Source organism: Flavobacterium sp. MEB061 (assembly GCF_000834715.1).
In the GTDB taxonomy this organism is placed as follows: Bacteria; Bacteroidota; Bacteroidia; order Flavobacteriales; family Flavobacteriaceae; genus Flavobacterium; species Flavobacterium pectinovorum.
This window is the reverse complement of sequence record NZ_JXQR01000045.1, coordinates 188,498-206,762: the sequence shown is the minus strand read 5'-3', so window position 1 is coordinate 206,762 and position 18,265 is coordinate 188,498. Positions and strand designations below refer to the sequence as shown.

9 protein-coding genes are annotated in these 18,265 nt (G+C 33.6%); 6 read left to right on the top strand and 3 right to left on the bottom strand.

Going from position 1 to position 18,265, the window contains the following annotated elements:
• Positions 1-16: 16 nt before the first annotated feature.
• Positions 17-3,139 (bottom strand): TonB-dependent receptor, encoded by a 3,123-nt coding sequence (locus tag RT99_RS18460; protein WP_042566210.1) that lies wholly within the window; start codon positions 3,137-3,139, stop codon positions 17-19.
• A gap of 344 nt (positions 3,140-3,483) precedes the next feature.
• On the opposite strand from RT99_RS18460, the gene RT99_RS18455 reads away from it, so the two are divergent.
• On the top strand, positions 3,484-6,363 hold the full coding sequence (locus tag RT99_RS18455) for a triple tyrosine motif-containing protein (RefSeq protein WP_042566209.1): 2,880 nt from the start codon (positions 3,484-3,486) through the stop codon (positions 6,361-6,363).
• 58 nt (positions 6,364-6,421) lie between these two features.
• On the opposite strand, the gene murF is transcribed toward RT99_RS18455, so the two are convergent.
• Together murF and gldJ are read right to left on the bottom strand one after the other, a co-directional pair.
• On the bottom strand, positions 6,422-7,705 hold the full coding sequence (gene murF / locus RT99_RS18450) for a UDP-N-acetylmuramoyl-tripeptide--D-alanyl-D-alanine ligase (RefSeq protein ID WP_042566208.1): 1,284 nt from the start codon (positions 7,703-7,705) through the stop codon (positions 6,422-6,424).
• Between the two features lie 119 nt (positions 7,706-7,824).
• The gene (gene gldJ, locus RT99_RS18445; RefSeq protein ID WP_042566207.1) at positions 7,825-9,507 is read right to left on the bottom strand and encodes a gliding motility lipoprotein GldJ; all 1,683 of its coding nucleotides are present in this window, start codon (positions 9,505-9,507) and stop codon (positions 7,825-7,827) included.
• A 213-nt stretch (positions 9,508-9,720) separates the two neighbouring features.
• Between gldJ and porU the strand changes: the two genes are divergently transcribed.
• The 5 genes from porU (at position 9,721) to RT99_RS18420 (ending at position 18,177) form a co-directional block, all read left to right on the top strand.
• Positions 9,721-13,557 carry a type IX secretion system sortase PorU gene (gene porU / locus RT99_RS18440; RefSeq protein WP_042566206.1) on the top strand — a complete coding sequence of 1,279 codons (3,837 nt, stop codon included), beginning with the start codon at positions 9,721-9,723 and terminating at the stop codon, positions 13,555-13,557.
• Between the two features lie 40 nt (positions 13,558-13,597).
• On the top strand, positions 13,598-14,806 hold the full coding sequence (porV, locus tag RT99_RS18435) for a type IX secretion system outer membrane channel protein PorV (RefSeq protein WP_042566205.1): 1,209 nt from the start codon (positions 13,598-13,600) through the stop codon (positions 14,804-14,806).
• A gap of 75 nt (positions 14,807-14,881) precedes the next feature.
• Positions 14,882-15,364 (top strand): cytidine deaminase, encoded by a 483-nt coding sequence (gene cdd, locus RT99_RS18430; protein WP_042566204.1) that lies wholly within the window; start codon positions 14,882-14,884, stop codon positions 15,362-15,364.
• Between the two features lie 158 nt (positions 15,365-15,522).
• Positions 15,523-16,521 carry a pyruvate dehydrogenase (acetyl-transferring) E1 component subunit alpha gene (pdhA, locus tag RT99_RS18425; RefSeq protein WP_042566203.1) on the top strand — a complete coding sequence of 333 codons (999 nt, stop codon included), beginning with the start codon at positions 15,523-15,525 and terminating at the stop codon, positions 16,519-16,521.
• 6 nt (positions 16,522-16,527) lie between these two features.
• Complete coding sequence (locus tag RT99_RS18420; protein ID WP_042566202.1) at positions 16,528-18,177, top strand: pyruvate dehydrogenase complex dihydrolipoamide acetyltransferase; 1,650 nt, start codon at positions 16,528-16,530, stop codon at positions 18,175-18,177.
• Positions 18,178-18,265 lie beyond the last annotated feature (88 nt).

The window sequence follows — 18,265 nt, the reverse complement described above, 5'->3', positions numbered from 1 at the left end:
TATTTTATTTTTTTAATTAAAATTGCAAATTAACTCCTAACATGTACGATTTTGCCTGAGGATAATAACCTCTGTCAACACCTTGTACGTTGTTCATCCCTGCAGTAGTAGGCCCTCCAATTTCAGGATCATAACCAGTATATTTGGTTATTGTCCATAAATTTTCTCCTGTTACGTACAATCTTACTTTTTGCAATGAAATGCTTTCTATCCATTCTTTTGGAAATGAATATCCAAGTTGAACTGTTTTAAATCTGAAGAAATCTCCTTTTTCTAAGTTAAAATCAGATGGGTTTGTAAAGTTTTTGTTCGTGTCATTTGTAGTAACTCTAGGATAACTGTTTGTTGATCCTGGTCCTGTCCAACGACCTAAAACTTCTGTTTGGTAGTTTGCGTTTGTAATATCAAGTCTTCTTAAACCTTGATAAATCATGTTTCCACCAGCTCCCTGACCAAAAACTAACATATCAAATCCTTTGTAATCTAAGTTTAAAGTAAACCCGTAAGTATATTTAGGCAATGAAGTTCCCAAGAAAGTTCTGTCATTAGATCCAATTGAACCATCTCCATCTAAATCTTGCCAACGGAAATCTCCTGGTTTAGCATTTGGCTGAATTACTTTTCCTGCAGCATTTTTATAATTATCAACATCTGCCTGAGTCTGGAAAATACCATTTGTTTTAAATCCGTAGAAAGAGTTATAAGCTTGTCCTACTTGTGTTCTGTTGATCTCATAAGAACTCGACTGAACTGTTTCATCACCTACTAAAAAGTTAGTTCCTTTATCAAGGTAAGTAATCTCATTTTTGATGTATGAGAAGTTTCCATTAACTGAAAGGTTTAATGCTCCAATTTTTTTACGGTATCCTAATTCAATATCAATACCTCTATTTTCCATATCTGCTAAGTTAGCATATGTTTTTCCTGTTGCTCCAACATATCCCGGAACCGGAACTGGCATTAAGATACCTTCTGTTTTTTTGTTGAAAAAATCTACACTTAAATTGAAATCGTGAAATAACATAGTTTCAAAACCAATGTTTGTTTGTTTTGTTTCTTCCCATTTCAAATCAGGGTTTGCAATTGCATTTGTACTTTGTCCGTTAGCAATGTTTCCACCAATAGTGTAGTTTCTTTGAATTCCAACTGTTGAAATATATAAGAAATCCGGAGAAGAGTCATTACCAGTTACACCGTAACCTCCTCTAATTTTTAAATTATTTACAACATCATTTTCTTTCCAGAAACCTTCTTTAGACGGTACCCATCCTAAAGACACAGAAGGGAAAGTTCCGTATTTGTGGTTTGGTCCAAAACGTGTGGAACCATCACGACGAATAATACCTGTAAAAATATACTTCTCTTTGTAATCGTAATTTAACCTTCCAAATAATGATTCAACTCTGTGCTCTAAAGCTTGTGCATTATAAGCATTTGCAATTTTATCAGCAATTGGAATATCAACGTTAAATGATGCGTCAGCATGAGTTGTTGCAGGAACGCCTCTGTAAGTGATATCATTACCAGATGTAATGTTATCCACATAAGTTCCTTTACCTACTAAAACACTAAAGTTATGATCTCCGAATTTTTTAGCATAATTCAAAGTATTCTCCCAATTCCAGCTATATGATTTTTTGTAAGATCTAAATAATTCGTTTACATCTTTTTTCGTAGCTCCGTTTAAGTAGTAAACCGGAGTAAAATTATCTGAACCGTAATAAGCTAATTTAGCACCTGCAGTAGATCTAAATTTTAATCCAGGCAAAATTTCTGCTTCAACAAAAATATTTCCAACAAAATTTTCAGAGAAATCATTATTTCCTAATCTTGTTTGTGTATAAGCTAATGGATTTGAAGTTTCCTGAGTAACGTTTGTAGAAATACCATAGTAGTTTCCGTTTGCATCTCTAAGCGCATTTGCATTTACATATGGGCTACCTGCAACTGCGGCTTCTGGACCAACAATTGATGGTGTTAACGGATCTAAGTTGATTGCAGATGATAATGGACCGCCAAACTCATCATTTGTGTTACCAATACCAATTGTTTTTTCGTTAGAATATCCTAAAGTCTGACCAATTTTGATATACTTACCAAGCTTATGATTAGAGTTTAAACGGATATTTTTTCTTGTATAATTTGAAATATCAGTTGTAATAATACCCTCCTGATCTGTTAAACCAAATGACATATAAAAAGTCGAAGTATCATTACCACCACTAAAGCTTAATTCGTGAGAATACCGTTGAGCATGATCATTAAAAATTACATCCTGCCAGTTTGTTCCTTTAGCTGTTGTTGGTGCGAAAGGTGCAGCTTTACCTCCATTTACATATGCTTCATTTAAAATAGTTGTATATTGAGAAGCATCTAATAAATCGATTTTTTTAGCAGCCTGAGATGTTCCTGCATAACCAGTATAGTTTACTGAAATTTTACCTGCTTTACCTTTTTTAGTAGTTACCAAAATAACTCCGGCGGCAGCACGAGAACCGTAAATTGCACCAGAAGCACCATCTTTAAGCACCTCAATAGATTCAATATCAGATTGATTCAAATATCCAATTCCGCCATTATCTACAATTACACCATCAACAACCCATAAAGGATCGTTATTGTTTAATGTAGTAAAACCACGAATACGTATTGTAGACGCTGATCCTGGCTGACCTGCATTTGCAGCAATAGAAACCCCTGAAACTCTACCTTGTAAAGCTTGCTCTACTCTCGTTATTGGTAAACTTTCTAAATCTTTTGCTTTAACACTAGAAATTGATCCAGTTACAACACTCTTCTTTTGAGTACCATATCCTACTACTACAACTTCATTTAAGTTTTGAGATTCTGGTCTTAATTTAATATCCAGTTTAGTTCTTCCATTTACTGGCTCATCTACAGTAACGTATCCTACAAAAGTTACTGTTAAAGTTCCATTAGAAGGAACACTGATTTGAAATTTTCCATCAAAGTCAGAAGCAGTAGCTTTTTTAGTCCCTTTAACTGATATTGTTGCGCCCGGGACGGGTAATCCACTTTCGTCATTTATAACTCCATTTACCGTAACGTCCTGTGCCATTGCGATAACTGAAAACATTAGAGACGAAAAACAAAAAATAAGTAATTTTGTTAATTTCATTTTTCTAAAAATTTTGGTTAATTAATTAGTAATTTGATGCAATAATAAAGTTAAATTTTTACTATTTATAATTAAAATTCATTACAAAAACACATCAAAGTAAATTTTATTACATTACAAAAACACATCATTTTTTTTATAAAAAATTGATTTTTAATTATTTAAGTATAAATTATTAAATGTTATCGAAATGTTAATTATAAAAATAAACACTACATTTATGAAAAAACAATTATTTTCGCTTTTATTGAAAATAATTAAGTAAAACTATAGAATCATAATCACGATATTCGATTTTAAATCAAAATATAAAACATTACTCATAAAAATAGATCTTAAAAATTATGAAATTCATAAATTCACTCTTAACATTATTTGTAATTTTTATCTTACCCTTTCAGTTTTTTGCGCAAGTAAAAAGTGTCGGTTTGCCCCAGGTAAAGAACTATAAAAGGACGGAATATAAAGGAGGAACCCAAAACTGGAACATAGATCAGGATAAGAAGGGAAATATGTACTTTGCCAACAATAGTGGCTTAATTCAGTTTGATGGATCTACATGGCATAAATATTCCTTGCCAAACGGAACAGCGATAAGAAGTGTAAAAATTGACAATACCGGAAGAATATTTGTAGGAGGAAATGATGAATTTGGATATTTTAAAAGCAATGAAAAAGGAGTTTTAAAATACTTTTCACTTTCAAAATTGATTGATAAAAAAGCAAACAAAAACATCAATCTTATTTGGAGGATCCATCTATATAAAGGAGAAATAATTTTTCAATCATTTACCAAAGTATTTTTCTTTAAAAATGAAAAATTACGATTTATTGATGCGCCCAATAAGTTTCAATTTTCATTTTTGGTTAATAAAAGACTCTATTTTCAAGATAAAGTTTTGGGAATTCTGGAATATAAAAATGGAAAATTAATTCCACTTAAAGGTTCGACGGTTTTTAACGATAAGGAAATCTGGTCTGTTTTTCCTTTACCAAATAACCGCTTGCTTTTGGCCACTCTGGAAAAAGGACTTTTTGTTACCGACGGAAATTCAGTTAAGCCATGGGAAACTGAGGCCAATGAATTTATTAAAAAAAACACATCACTGGGTGGCTGCATAATAAAAAATAAATTTATCGTTCTCAATTCTGTATTAAATGGATTCATAGTTTGTGATTTAAACGGAAAAATAATTCAACATCTTAATCGTCAAAAAGGGCTTCAAAACAATACTATATTAACTTCATTTGTAGACAGCAAGAACAATCTCTGGCTGGGATTGGATAATGGAATTACTTTTATAAACGAGAATTCGCCTTTCACCTTTTTTGATTATAGTTATAATATCGGAACCGTTTACTCGTCTCTGCTTTTTAATGGATATTTATATGTTGCAACAAATCAGGGATTATTCTATCATACCTGGAATAAATCATTTAAAGACGAACCGTTTAGCAGGGTTGAAGGTACAATTGCGCAGGCCTGGAATGTACAGGTAATAAACAACACGCTATTATGCGCCAGTAATAGCGGAGCATTAGTGATTGATCAAAACAGGGTTTCGAAAGTACTAGATACAAAAGGTTATTTCGGATTTAAAGCAATTCCGAATCACGAAAACTATATAATAGGCGAAAGTTATAATGGTTTTTCGATTTTTAAAAAGGGTGCAAATGGCATTGAATATGTAAATCAGGTTGAAGGATTTGACGAAACTACAAATACATTTGAAATAGCATTAGATGGAAATTTTTTATGGCTAAAAAAAGATCCCTATTTATATCAAATGGTATTGTCTGATGACTTAAAAAGATTTGATAACATAAAAAAGCATACTCAACTTTCATCAGACTATAAAGGAATCGGAAGCTTACAAGTACTGAATAAAAAAATCTACTTTCAAACTAAAAATCATTTTTATAGATTTTCGAAAGAACAAGAAGCTTTTTTTGAAGACAAAAAAATTACTCAGTTATTCCAGGGCATACCTACAATAAACACTTTAATAGAAGACACTTATGGAAATTTATGGTATTCATATAATGAATCGCTGGGTGTATTAACAAAAAACAAAAATGGTAGTTTCACAAAAAAAGAGGCTCCGTTTTCTAACCTTACCGGAAACCTCGTTAATAATTACATTTCTGTAAATACTATTGATCCCGGCAATGTTTTTATTGGCCTAACGGATGGTTTAACGCATTATGATTCAAAAATATCAAACAGTTTTATAACGAAACCAAACACATTTATTGAAAGTTTTTCATTTACTGATGACACCATTCTTATAGGAAATCTTGAAATAACAGAAAAAGAATTTAAACTGCCTTATAGTTCAAATCATGTTAAATTTACATTTTCGTCACCAACTTATGAAAATCAGGAAAACTTACTGTATTCATATAAGCTAGAACCTTTTGATGATAGCTGGCGAAATTGGTCTACTGTAGCAATTAAAGAATATACCAATTTGAGAGAAGGCAATTATACAATGAAAATTAGGGCCAAAAACAGCTATGGTATTGTCTCTGATGTTAATGAAGTAAATTTTACTATATCTCCGCCGTGGTACAGACATTTTCTGGCTTATCTTATTTATTTTATTTTTGTTTTAGCCGCTATATATATTATTTCGAATAGAATTCAATCAAAAATTAGAAAAAATAAATATTACGAAACTATAGAACAACGAAGATTGTATCTTGAAAAAGAATCAAGAATAAGACATGAACAACATGAACTTGAAAAAGAAATCGAAAAACTTAAAAGCGACAAGCTTCAAATTAAAATTTTAGCAAAAGATAAAGAACTCGTAAATAATTCGCTTCAGGTTGTAAAGAAGAATAAAATCTTAAATGGAATAATTCACAAACTCAAAGACATTGATACTAATATCCTGGACGACTCAACAAAATTTGAGTTCAATAAATTACACAAAAGTATCGTAAAAGAGGTCAATACAGACAAAAGCTGGAAGGACTTGGAAAAGCACATTAAAAATGTACATTTTGAGTTCTTAAAACGTCTAAAAGAAAAATATCCGACGATTTCTCCACGCGAACTCGATTTGTCTACTTATTTATTAATGAATATGTCAACAAAGGAAATAGCTGAAATTATGAATATTTCAAGCGGCGGTGTTGAACTTGCCAGATATCGATTAAGAAAAAAACTCGGATTAAATAAGAAAGAAAATTTAATTGGCTTTTTGATGAGTATTTAATTTAAAACAAAACAGCCATTTATAATGATAAATGGCTGTTTATTTATGCTATAAAAAATTAAATATATTCTAAACTTCGCTCAAGAGCCATTCCTCTCGAACCTTTAATTAAAATAATATTGTCATTAAAATCTATCGTTTTAAGGTATTCTGCAAAAGCATCAAAGGTTTCAAAAAACCAGATATTTTCTTTTGAAATTCTACTCTCATAAAATGCTTTTCCAATGAAATAACAAGCAGATTCACTTTGATTGGAAACTGAATCGACAATGATTTTATGCTCTTGGACACTTTCATTCCCTAATTCGAACATATCACCCAAAATCATAACTTTTTTTGGATTGTCTAGTTGTACAAAATTGGCAATAGCTACCGCCATACTACTTGGATTTGCGTTATAAGCATCCAAAATAATTTGATTTGTACCTTTTTTCAATAATTGAGATCTGTTATTATCAGGAACATATCCTTCAATAGCCGCCTTTATATCTTTTGTATCAACTTTAAAATATGTTCCTATAGCAACAGCTGCATTAATATTATTAGCATTATAAAGACCAATTAAATTAGACTTTACAGTAAAATCATTATACTTAATTTCTACAAATGGATTAGCTTCAATACTATTAATTTCCAAATCAGCTTTCTCTTTTTTAATTCCAAATGTAAATGAATCTATAGCGTTTGATTTTTCAATCTGAATTGGATCTTCCAGATTTACAAAAGCCGTTTTCTTATTTTTGGCAAGATATTGATACATCTCACTTTTTCCTTCAATTACACCTTCAACACCACCAAAACCTTCTAAATGAGCTTTGCCAAAATTGGTTATGTAACCATAATCAGGTTGCGCAATTTCACATAAAAATTCAATCTCTTTCTTATGATTTGCCCCCATTTCAACAATACCTATTTGAGTTTCACCAGTAAAAGACAATAAGGTTAACGGAACTCCGATATGATTGTTTAAATTTCCAATTGTTGCTTTTGTGTTGAATTTTTTAGCCAAAACAACATTAATCAATTCCTTGGTTGTTGTTTTACCATTGCTTCCTGTTAATGCAATAATTGGCAATTTTAAATATGTTCTGTGAAATTTTGATAATTCCTGTAATGTTTCTAAACTATTTTGAACAAGAATTGTTCTTTCATCTATTAAATAAGACTCGTTGTCAATAACAACAAACAAAGCACCTAAATCCAGTGCTTGCTGAGCAAAAGTATTAGCATCAAAATTTTCTCCTTTAATAGCAAAAAACATGGAACCTTTTTCAATTTTTCTTGTATCAATTGAAACAGATTTACATTGCAAAAACAAATTGTGAATTTCCTGAATATTCATTTATAAAACATTTTTTATGAATTGTAAAAATAGAAAAGTTATCATAAAAAAATTCCAAATTCCAAACTGAATATTCAGCACTTGGAATTTGGAATCTTTTATTTTGAAATTTCTAAAACTTAGTTTCTAGGCGACTTTCTTCTTTCAGCTTTAGAACCTACTCTAGACATTGCACATCTGAAACCGATATAATCAGTTGCCATATCCTGAGGAAAATATCTTCTTTGAGCCGGATCTAACCAATAAGCTCTGTCTCTCCAAGAACCTCCTTTGTAAACTCTTACTTTATCATCGATTAAAGTAGTACGTTTACTAGAGTTGTCATATTTTCTCAACACCTTACCTAAACTATCTGTAGTGATATTATGTTTAGGAGAGTTGTACATTGTTTGATCAGCTTTTGTTCCAGATTCTGAATCTCCAAAGTCAAAATATTTAGATGATTGTTTGTCACCATCTCTATAATTGATATTGTCACTTGTACTGAAATTGGTTCTCAAGTAAGTTTCGTTTTCGTCAACTGGCACCTGAGCAATTTCTCCCGGAAGATTTCTTGCTACAACTTTACCGTTACTTAAAGTATCATATTTGATGTTCTCTTTAGTAATGATTTCAAGTTTACCGTCCTTACCAATTTTGTTTTTAGCGTATTGATTTCCTCTATAGTAGTTAAAATCATTTGCTTCATTATCAATAATAGGTCTGTAAACGTCAGCAACCCATTCTGCAACGTTACCCGCCATATCGTATAATCCGAAATCATTAGCAGCATAGCTTTTTACAGCATTTGTGATATCTGCTCCATCGTCTGACCATCCTGCAATTCCACCGTAATCACCGTTTCCTTGTTTAAAGTTAGCCAATTGATCTCCTTTATTTTTACGTTTTGCCGAACGAGTATAATCTCCAGACCAAGGATATTTCTTTTGTCCTTTATATATATTGTACTCTCTTTGTCCAACATCAGCTGCAGCAGCATATTCCCATTCAGCTTCTGTAGGAAGTCTGTATTCTGGCAAGATAACTCCAGAAGAACGTTGTGCGTACACATTCTTTTCTTCTACTACACCATCTTTATTTGCTTTTGGTCTTCTTCCGTTTGGATTTTTCTTTAATACTAATTCTTCGTTACCACCATAAGTAGTAGAAGGTGAAGCAAGGTAAGCTTCAGTATTAAATAAACTTTCAGCACTTACGTCTGTAGTTTTAGCACCTTTTTTAAGATATCCGTCTTTTTCTAAAACAGCCTCGTTTACACGGTCTGTTCTCCATTTACTAAATTCAACAGCTTGAATCCAGTTTACACCTACTACTGGGTAGTTAGCGTAAGAAGGGTGTCTTAAGTAATTATTAGTCATCGTTTCGTTATACCCTAAACGATTTCTCCATACCAAAGTATCAGGAGACGCTCCTTCATAAATATTCTTGTAATTTTCTTCTGTTGGAGGGAAAACTTTTTTAAGCCACTCCAGGTACTCTAAGTACATACCATTCGTAACTTCAGTTTCATCCATGTAGAATGATTGAACGTGTTGTTGAGTTGGTGTGTTATTCCAATCGTGCATAACATCATCCTGTACTTTACCCATAGTAAATGTACCTCCTTCAACAAAAACTAACCCAGGACCAGCCTGTTGTTTTTTCCCTGCATTTCTAGCAGCAGTTCCATTCTGACTATCTACATCCCAACCTGTTGCTCTAGAAGCGTGGCTTGAACTCGATTTTTTGCTACAACTAGCCGTGCCCAACATCAATACCATTGACATCATTAATTGCAAGACTACAATTTTGTTTACTTTCATACTCATTCTTAGGTGATAAATTTAGGTGCTGCAATATAATAATTAACATTTAATTAGCAACATCTGTTCTAATAATTTTATTTAGCTGTTTTTTACCAGAAAATAACCTATAGTTACGAACGCAAAAATATACTTTTTATTATTTACTATAACATGAAATACTATATTTTTACTTACTAAAATGTTTTAATTTCAAACTAGTATTTTCAACCTATGAAACAAGCCATAATTCTATATCTTTTTTTGATTCCTTTTGTCTCATTTTCTCAGATAAATGGCGGCCTCACATTAGATTGGCAAAATAAAAAAGAGATGAGTTTTGGCGAATACAAAATAATCATACCTTACTTCACAGGAAGCAGTTTTAGGTTCGATACTACAAAAAAAAGCATAACACTGCTTCTTAAACTTGCCGAATCGAGCTCTTCAAACAGCAATTCTGTTTCGTTAACTAACGTCATATACGAAACAATTTCTATTACGGATTTAGGAGATTTAACACTTCAAAACATTCCGGACAGACCAAATGAAACATTAAAAAACGTCTCAGCAAGAGATAAGAAACAAACTTTTCTATCTCTTTACCCAATTATTAAGGAAGGAAATAGCTATAAACGAATCAAGTCATTTTCGTATTCAATAAATAATAGTACAGCAAAAAGCAGTAGTTCTTCTTCTTATCAAAAATCAGCCTTAGTTTCTAATTCTGTTTTGGCTTCTGGCGACTGGTATCGCTTTTATGTCGAAAAATCAGGTGCTTATAAAATTTCAAAGTCTTTTTTACAGAGTTTAGGATTTGATGCAGGCAAAGTTGATCCGAGAAAGATTAAAATTTATGGAAATGGTGGAAAAATGCTTCCATTAGCAAACAATACTTATTATCCTGATGACTTAATGGAAAACAGTATTCAAATTATAGGAGAAAATGACGGTACTTTTAATAATGAAGATTATATTCTTTTTTATGCAGAAGGAGTTGACAACTGGAATAATGAAAGCCAGACCAATATTAATTTATACGACACCAAATCATACTATTATATTACAGCAACCGGCAGCGATGGGAAAAGAATTTCTACCGCAAATCAGCCAACAGGCAGCGCTACACTGAACTTAAACACGTTTGATGACTATCAATTTCACGAAGTCGACCTTACTAACGTTGCCCATTTAGGGCGTCAATGGCTAGGAGAAGCGTTTGATATTAATGCAGAACAGGAATTTGAGTTCAATTTCCCAAATCTGGAAACAACAATTCCTTTAAAAATAGAAGTAAACGCAGCTTCGGCCGCCTACACTCCTACTTCTTTTGCAGTTTCTGCCAACGGGCAAAACATTGGCAACATTTCATTTAATTCATTAGTTACAGGTTCTGATGTTAGATATTACTCGGTAAAACTCCCTTCTAACAGCACTTTTACAGGTGCAGACAATATCAAAATAAAACTTACCTATAATAATAATGGTGTACCAGGCTCAAAAGGATATCTGGATTATATCAACCTAATTGCAAAACGAAAACTGCAGGGCACAGGAAAACAATTTAAGTTTCAATATGATCTGGCAGGTTCAACTTCGGGAATTGTGAATTATACTATTGGCAACGCTTCAGGCATTAGTCAGATTTGGGATGTTACAGACCTATATAATGTATCAAAAATAGAAAATACAAATTTGGCCACTTTTAGCTTTAAAGCTTCTTTAGGAGAAATTCGAAAATACATTGCAATTGATGCTTCAGATTTTTATACTCCTTTAAAAGATAGTCAGCCCAAAATTGCAAACCAGAATTTGAAAGGAACACTTTTTAAAAACAATCAAAATGCGTTTCAGGATATTGATTATGTAATTATAACTCCTAAAATTTTAATTTCCCAAGCAGAAAAACTAGCCAATTTTCATCGCACTAATTCTAATTTAAATGTAAAAGTAATTTCGCTAGAAAATATCTATCAGGAATTTTCTTCTGGAAAACAAGATATTTCTGCCATTAGAAACTGCATCCGATATATTTATGACAATGCTTCTTCCGCAGAAAAAAGAATTAAATACGTGAATTTGTTTGGCGATGCATCATTCGATTATAAAAACAGAATTTCAAATAACACGAATATTGTACCTATATATCATTCCTTAAATAGTAATACCGTTGGAGAATCTTCATTTGCATCAGATGACTTTTACGCCCTCATGGATGCTGACGAAGGAAATGTGATTTCTTTTTTTGGAGGAATTGATATCGCAGTTGGAAGAATGTTAATCTCAGACAATGCTCAGGCCGAAGAAATGGTCAATAAAGTTTTGGAATATCACGATACTAAATCGTACGGAAACTGGAGAAATAATTTTGTTTTAGTAAGCGATGATGCTGACCAGAGTTCTGATGCTTCTTTGCAATCCCGTCAAAATGCATTGGCAGATCTTATCTCAACCGAAAAACCTTTTTTTAATATTGACAAAATTATTCTGGACTCATATACTCAGGAAGCTTCTGCCGGAGGATCGAGATATCCAAAAGCAAGAACTGACTTTTTTGATGCTTTTGAAAAAGGAGCTTTGGTTTTTAATTATCTGGGACATGGCGGTGAAGATGGATTGGCAGCCGAAAGAATCTGGGAGAAATCTGACGGTCAAAATTTAAACAATCAATACAAATATCCCTTATTTATAACTATCACCTGCGAATTTTCAAGATTTGATGACCCAACAAGGCCAACAGCAGGCGAATACACATTTTGGAATCCAAAAGGAGGAGCAATTGCAATGCTTACAACCATTCGTGCTATAGGTCAATATAATGCAGAAAATTTTAATGACAACCTTACAAAAAACCTGCTTTCTTATGGCACAAACCAATATACTGCAATCTCAGAAGCACTTCGGATTTCTAAAAATGATAATCCAAGCTCATCCAGTAATGTAATTTTTTACATTGGAGATCCCGCTTTGATGCTGGCTATTCCCAAACCCAGAATTAATTTAACAAAAGTAAATGATATTGTTATCTCACAGCCTATTGCTGATTTTAAATCTTTAGCAAAAATTAAAATTACAGGAGAAATTACAGACGAGAACAATACTGTTTTAAGTAATTATAATGGCGAATTGGCCACTGCTATATTTGATAAATTAATTACAACCACAACTTTAAATAATGATGGTTATAGCCCTGCAATGTCTTTCAAAACTTTGGGAGAAACTATTTTTAGAGGAAATGCATCAGTAACCAATGGTCAGTTTGAATTTAGTTTTGTTGTTCCAAGAGACATCAGAATACCGGTAGACTATGGCCGAATTAGCTTTTATGCAAAGAAAACGGCACTTTTAGAGAACCAATCAGGCTATAATACTACCATTAAAATAGGCGGAATAAATGAAAATGCACCTGCGGACAATATAAATCCGAAAGTGAAGTTATATATGAACGACGAAACTTTTGTTTCTGGCGGAATCACAAATAGTTCTCCATTTTTATTGGCTTTTTTAGAAGATGAAAACGGGATAAATACCGCTAGCGGAATTGGTCATGATATTGTAGCGATTTTAGATGGAGATGTAAGTAATCCTTATATACTAAACGATTATTATCAAACTAAATTAGACGATTATACAAATGGAAATTTACGTTTTCCGCTAAGAAATTTAGAAGCAGGACTGCACACTATAAGTTTTACAGCCTGGGATGTTTATAACAATCCCGTAACAAGCGAAATACAGTTTATAGTTGTTGGAGATGAATCACTGACCCTGACACACGTTCTTAATTATCCTAATCCATTTTCGACCTACACTCAATTCTGGTTTTCACATAACAGACCTTATGAACCTTTAGATGTTCAGGTTCAGGTGATGACAATTACCGGAAAAGTGGTATGGACAAAAAATCAGGTTATTACAACTGAAGGTTTTTTATCAAGAGAGATAACCTGGGACGGCAAAGATGATTTTGGAGACCGCATTGGGAAAGGCGTTTACATCTACAAACTCACTGTTAGATCAAATTTAACAAATAAAAGAGCAGAAAAGTACGAAAAACTTGTCATATTATAAATATATATATATTTTTACCATAAAAACCTTAAATCTATAAATGAAAAAAATATCTCTACTATTAATTTGTTTATTAATTATTTCGTACGCAAAAGCCCAAGACATTGAACGTCCCATTACTACCGGAGTACCTTTCTTACTCGTTGCCGCAGATGCAAGAGCGGCCGGTATGGCAGACCAGGGTGTAGCAACAGCAACAGACGCTTATTCTCAACAATGGAATCCTGCAAAATATGCATTTGCAGTAGAAGCACAAGGGCTTTCAATAAGCTATACTCCTTATTTGACAGATTTGGCTAACGACATTTCTTTAGGACAACTTACCTATTACAATAAAATTAACGAACGAAGTGCTTTTGCAACAAGCTTTCGTTTCTTTGGTTTTGGAGGAATTGAACTAAGAGAAACTGGAGATCCAAATGAGCCTACAAGAGAAGTAAATCCTAATGAATTTGCCCTAGACGGATCTTATTCATTAAAATTAAGTGATAAATTTTCTATGGCCGTTGGCGCAAGATACATCCGTTCAAACTTAAAAATCCCTTCAACCGACATTGATGCATCAGCTGCAAGTTCTTTTGCAGTAGACATTGCTGGTTTTTATCAATCTGATGAAATCGCTTATGCTGATTTTAACGGAAGATGGAGAGCAGGTTTCAATATGCAAAATTTAGGTCAAAAAATCAGTTATGATAATGACGACATAAGTGCTAACTTTTTACCTGCAAACCTAAGATTAGGAGGAGGTTTTGATTTTATTTTAGACGACTACAACAAAGTTGGTGTAAGTTTAGAATTTACAAAACTTTTAGTACCAACTCCTCCAGGACCAGGAACTGCTGTTGATGCAAACGGAGATGGAGATTTTACAGATGCCGGAGACATTTCTCAGGCAGATGCAGATGCAGCAAATTATAAAGCCTACAATGATATTGGCTGGGTTTCTGGAATATTTAAATCTTTTGGAGATGCTCCGGACGGATTTAGCGAAGAATTAAAAGAAATAACCTATAGCGTTGGTGCAGAATATATGTATCAGGACTCATTTGCCGTAAGAGCAGGTTATTTTCATGAAAGCCCTGAAAAAGGAGCGAGACAATTTTTCTCTTTAGGGGCCGGATTCAAATATAATATAGTTAAAATTGACGTATCTTATCTATTTTCAACATCAAAAGTTAAAAATCCGTTAGAAAACACACTTCGTTTTTCTTTAACGTTTAACTTTGGCGATAAATACGAGCAATACTAAACAAAAAAATTAAAAACAATACAACAATCCAAATTTCTAAAATTAGAAATTTGGATTTTTTTTCCCTTAAAAAGAATGAAAGAAATAAGCGTTACATCATCATTTTTAGTTTATGATTCAATAGAAGAACTGCCAAACGACATTCAAAACTTAATGGATCAGGCAATTCAAATTCGCAAAAAAGCATATGCCCCATATTCCCAATTTAGAGTTGGTACCGCTTTACTTTTAGATAACGGAAAAATAATTCTGGGATCAAATCAGGAAAACGCGGCGTATCCTTCGGGATTATGTGCAGAACGTGTCGCTATTTTTCACGCCGGAAGTGTATATCCGGAAGCTAAAATCTTAAAAATGGCAATTACAGCAGCGTCAGATACCAATCAGACAAAAGCTCCAATTCCGCCATGTGGTTCATGCCGTCAATCAATAGCAGAATACGAAATTAAACAGGAAACCCCTATAGAAATCTATTTTATGGGTGAAATTGGAGAAGTTTACCAATCAACATCCCTTAAAAATTTGCTCCCTTTTATGTTTGATAAAAAGTTCTTGTAAAAAAAAGCCAAAAAGTAGCGTTTAAATTTTAGTTCTTAAATGTAATGTCTTATTTTTGCATCCCGACCTTTCGGGCGCAAATTTGTGGGAGGAAACTATTTTGCGTTATAGGCAACAATTGATAACACAAACAAACTTTAGCAAAAGAAAGAATTCAGATGAAAGAAGTTACAAAAGAAGTATATTTAAAGTGGTACGAAGACATGCTGCTTTGGAGAAAGTTTGAAGACAAACTTGCAGCATTATACATTCAACAAAAAGTTAGAGGTTTTCTACACTTATATAATGGTCAGGAAGCTGTATTAGCAGGCGCATTGCACGCTATGGACCTGACTAAAGATAAAATGATTACTGCTTACAGAAACCACGTACAGCCAATTGGTATGGGAGTTGATCCCAGAAATGTAATGGCTGAACTTTTAGGAAAAGTAACAGGAACCTCTAAAGGTATGGGAGGTTCTATGCACATTTTCTCTAAAGAGCACCGTTTTTACGGAGGTCACGGTATTGTAGGTGGACAAATTCCGGTAGGAGCTGGTTTGGCTTTTGCTGATAAATATTTCAACACGGGCGGTGTTACCATGACTTATTTTGGTGACGGAGCTGCAAGACAAGGTTCATTACATGAAGCTTTCAACATGGCTATGTTATGGAAATTACCAGTTGTATTTATCGTTGAAAACAACGGTTATGCAATGGGAACTTCTGTAGAAAGAACTGCAAACCACACTGATATCTGGAAACTTGGTTTAGGATACGAAATGCCTTGCGGACCTGTTGACGGAATGAATCCTGTAAAAGTTGCTGAAGCAATGCACGAAGCTATTGAAAGAGCACGTCGTGGAGACGGACCAACTTTCCTTGAAATGAAAACGTACCGTTACAGAGGACACTCAATGTCTGATGCACAATTATACCGTTCTAAAGAAGAGGTTGAAGAATACAAAAAAATTGACCCAATTACTCAGGTTTTAGATGTAATTATGGATCAAAAATACGCTACAGAAGAAGAAATTGAAGTAATTGACCAAAGAGTTAAGGACTTAGTTGAGGAATGTCAGAAATTTGCTGAAGAATCTCCATATCCTGAATTGCAACAATTATACGATGTAGTATACGCACAAGAAGACTATCCATTTACACCTCATAAACTATAAAATATTATGGCGATAAAAGTAACAATGCCTCGTTTGAGCGATACTATGACGGAAGGAACGGTAGCGACTTGGCTTAAAAAAGTAGGCGACAAAATTAGCGAAGGAGATATCTTAGCTGAAATTGAAACAGACAAAGCAACAATGGAGTTCGAATCTTTTAACGAAGGAACTCTTTTACATATTGGAATTCAGGCTGGAGAAACTGCTCCGGTTGATTCATTATTAGCAATTATTGGAAAAGAAGGAGAAGATATTTCAGCACTTTTAGCTGGTGGAGATGCTCCTGCTGCTAGTCCAGAAGCTTCGGCACCAAAAGCTGACGCTCCTGCTGCTGAAGCAAAAACAGAAACTGCTGCTCCTGCAAAAGCTGCAACTGAATTACCAAAAGGTGTTATAGTAGTTACTATGCCACGTTTGAGTGATACAATGACAGAAGGAACTGTAGCAACCTGGTTGAAAAAAGTAGGCGATACTGTTGCTGAAGGAGATATTTTAGCAGAAATTGAAACAGACAAAGCTACAATGGAGTTTGAGTCTTTCAATGCCGGAACATTATTATACATCGGTATTCAGGAAGGAAATACTGCGCCTGTTGATAGCTTATTAGCTATCATTGGACCAGCAGGAACTGACATTGCCGGAATTGCTGAAAATTATACTGGCGGAGGCGCTGCAACTGCAAGTGCTCCTGCAACAGAAGAAAAAGCTGCTGCTCCTACTGCTGAAAAAGCTACAGAAGCTGTTGCCGATAATTCAGGAGGAAGAATTTTAGCTTCTCCATTAGCTAAAAAAATCGCTTCTGATAAAGGAATCCAATTAACTCAGGTTAAAGGTTCTGGAGAAAACGGACGTATCGTAAAAAGCGATATCGAAAACTTTACTCCATCCACACAAGCAAAACCTGCTGCAAGTGCTGACGCTAAATCAGAAACTGCTGCACCATCTGCTCCGAAAGTATTTGTTCCTGCCGGAGAAGTTTACACAGAAGAGATCAAAAATTCTCAAATGCGTAAAATTATCGCAAAACGTTTAGCCGAATCTTTATTTACAGCACCTCACTACAACTTAGTGATCGAAGTAAGCATGGACGAAGCAATGGGCGCAAGAGCAACTATCAATACTGTTCCTGATACAAAAGTATCATTCAATGATATGGTGATTAAAGCTTGTGCTTTGGCATTGAAAAAACATCCAAAAATTAACTCTCAGTGGAAAGAAGATGCTATCATCATCAACCACCACGTTAATATTGGTGTTGCTGTTGCTGTTGAAGACGGATTAGTAGTTCCTGTATTGAAATTTACAGATGCTATGAGTTTATCTCAAATTGGTGCTAGTGTAAGAGATCTTGCAGGAAGAGCAAAAAACAAAAAATTAGGACCACAAGAAATGGAAGGAAGTACTTTTACAGTATCTAACCTTGGAATGTTTGGTATTACTGAATTTAATTCAATTATCAACCAGCCAAACTCTGCTATCCTTTCTGTAGGTGCAATTGTTGAGAAACCAGTAGTTAAAAACGGTCAGATTGTAGTTGGAAACACAATGATGTTATCATTAGCTTGCGACCACAGAACAATTGACGGCGCAACCGGAGCTCAATTTTTACAAACGTTAAAACAATACATCGAAAGCCCGGTTACAATGTTGGCATAATCGATTGTTTACATATTTAAATCCCGTTTTGAGTAATCAGAACGGGATTTTTTATTTAATTTAGTTTCTCAATTTCAATACTTCATAA

Bases quoted from the DNA above. Each gene is read 5' to 3' on its own strand.
- RT99_RS18460 (WP_042566210.1), bottom strand. From the start codon at position 3,139: ATGAAATTAACAAAATTACTTATTTTTTGTTTTTCGTCTCTAATGTTT.
- RT99_RS18455 (WP_042566209.1), top strand. From the start codon at position 3,484: ATGAAATTCATAAATTCACTCTTAACATTATTTGTAATTTTTATCTTA.
- murF (WP_042566208.1), bottom strand. From the start codon at position 7,705: ATGAATATTCAGGAAATTCACAATTTGTTTTTGCAATGTAAATCTGTT.
- gldJ (WP_042566207.1), bottom strand. From the start codon at position 9,507: ATGAAAGTAAACAAAATTGTAGTCTTGCAATTAATGATGTCAATGGTA.
- porU (WP_042566206.1), top strand. From the start codon at position 9,721: ATGAAACAAGCCATAATTCTATATCTTTTTTTGATTCCTTTTGTCTCA.
- porV (WP_042566205.1), top strand. From the start codon at position 13,598: ATGAAAAAAATATCTCTACTATTAATTTGTTTATTAATTATTTCGTAC.
- cdd (WP_042566204.1), top strand. From the start codon at position 14,882: ATGAAAGAAATAAGCGTTACATCATCATTTTTAGTTTATGATTCAATA.
- pdhA (WP_042566203.1), top strand. From the start codon at position 15,523: ATGAAAGAAGTTACAAAAGAAGTATATTTAAAGTGGTACGAAGACATG.
- RT99_RS18420 (WP_042566202.1), top strand. From the start codon at position 16,528: ATGGCGATAAAAGTAACAATGCCTCGTTTGAGCGATACTATGACGGAA.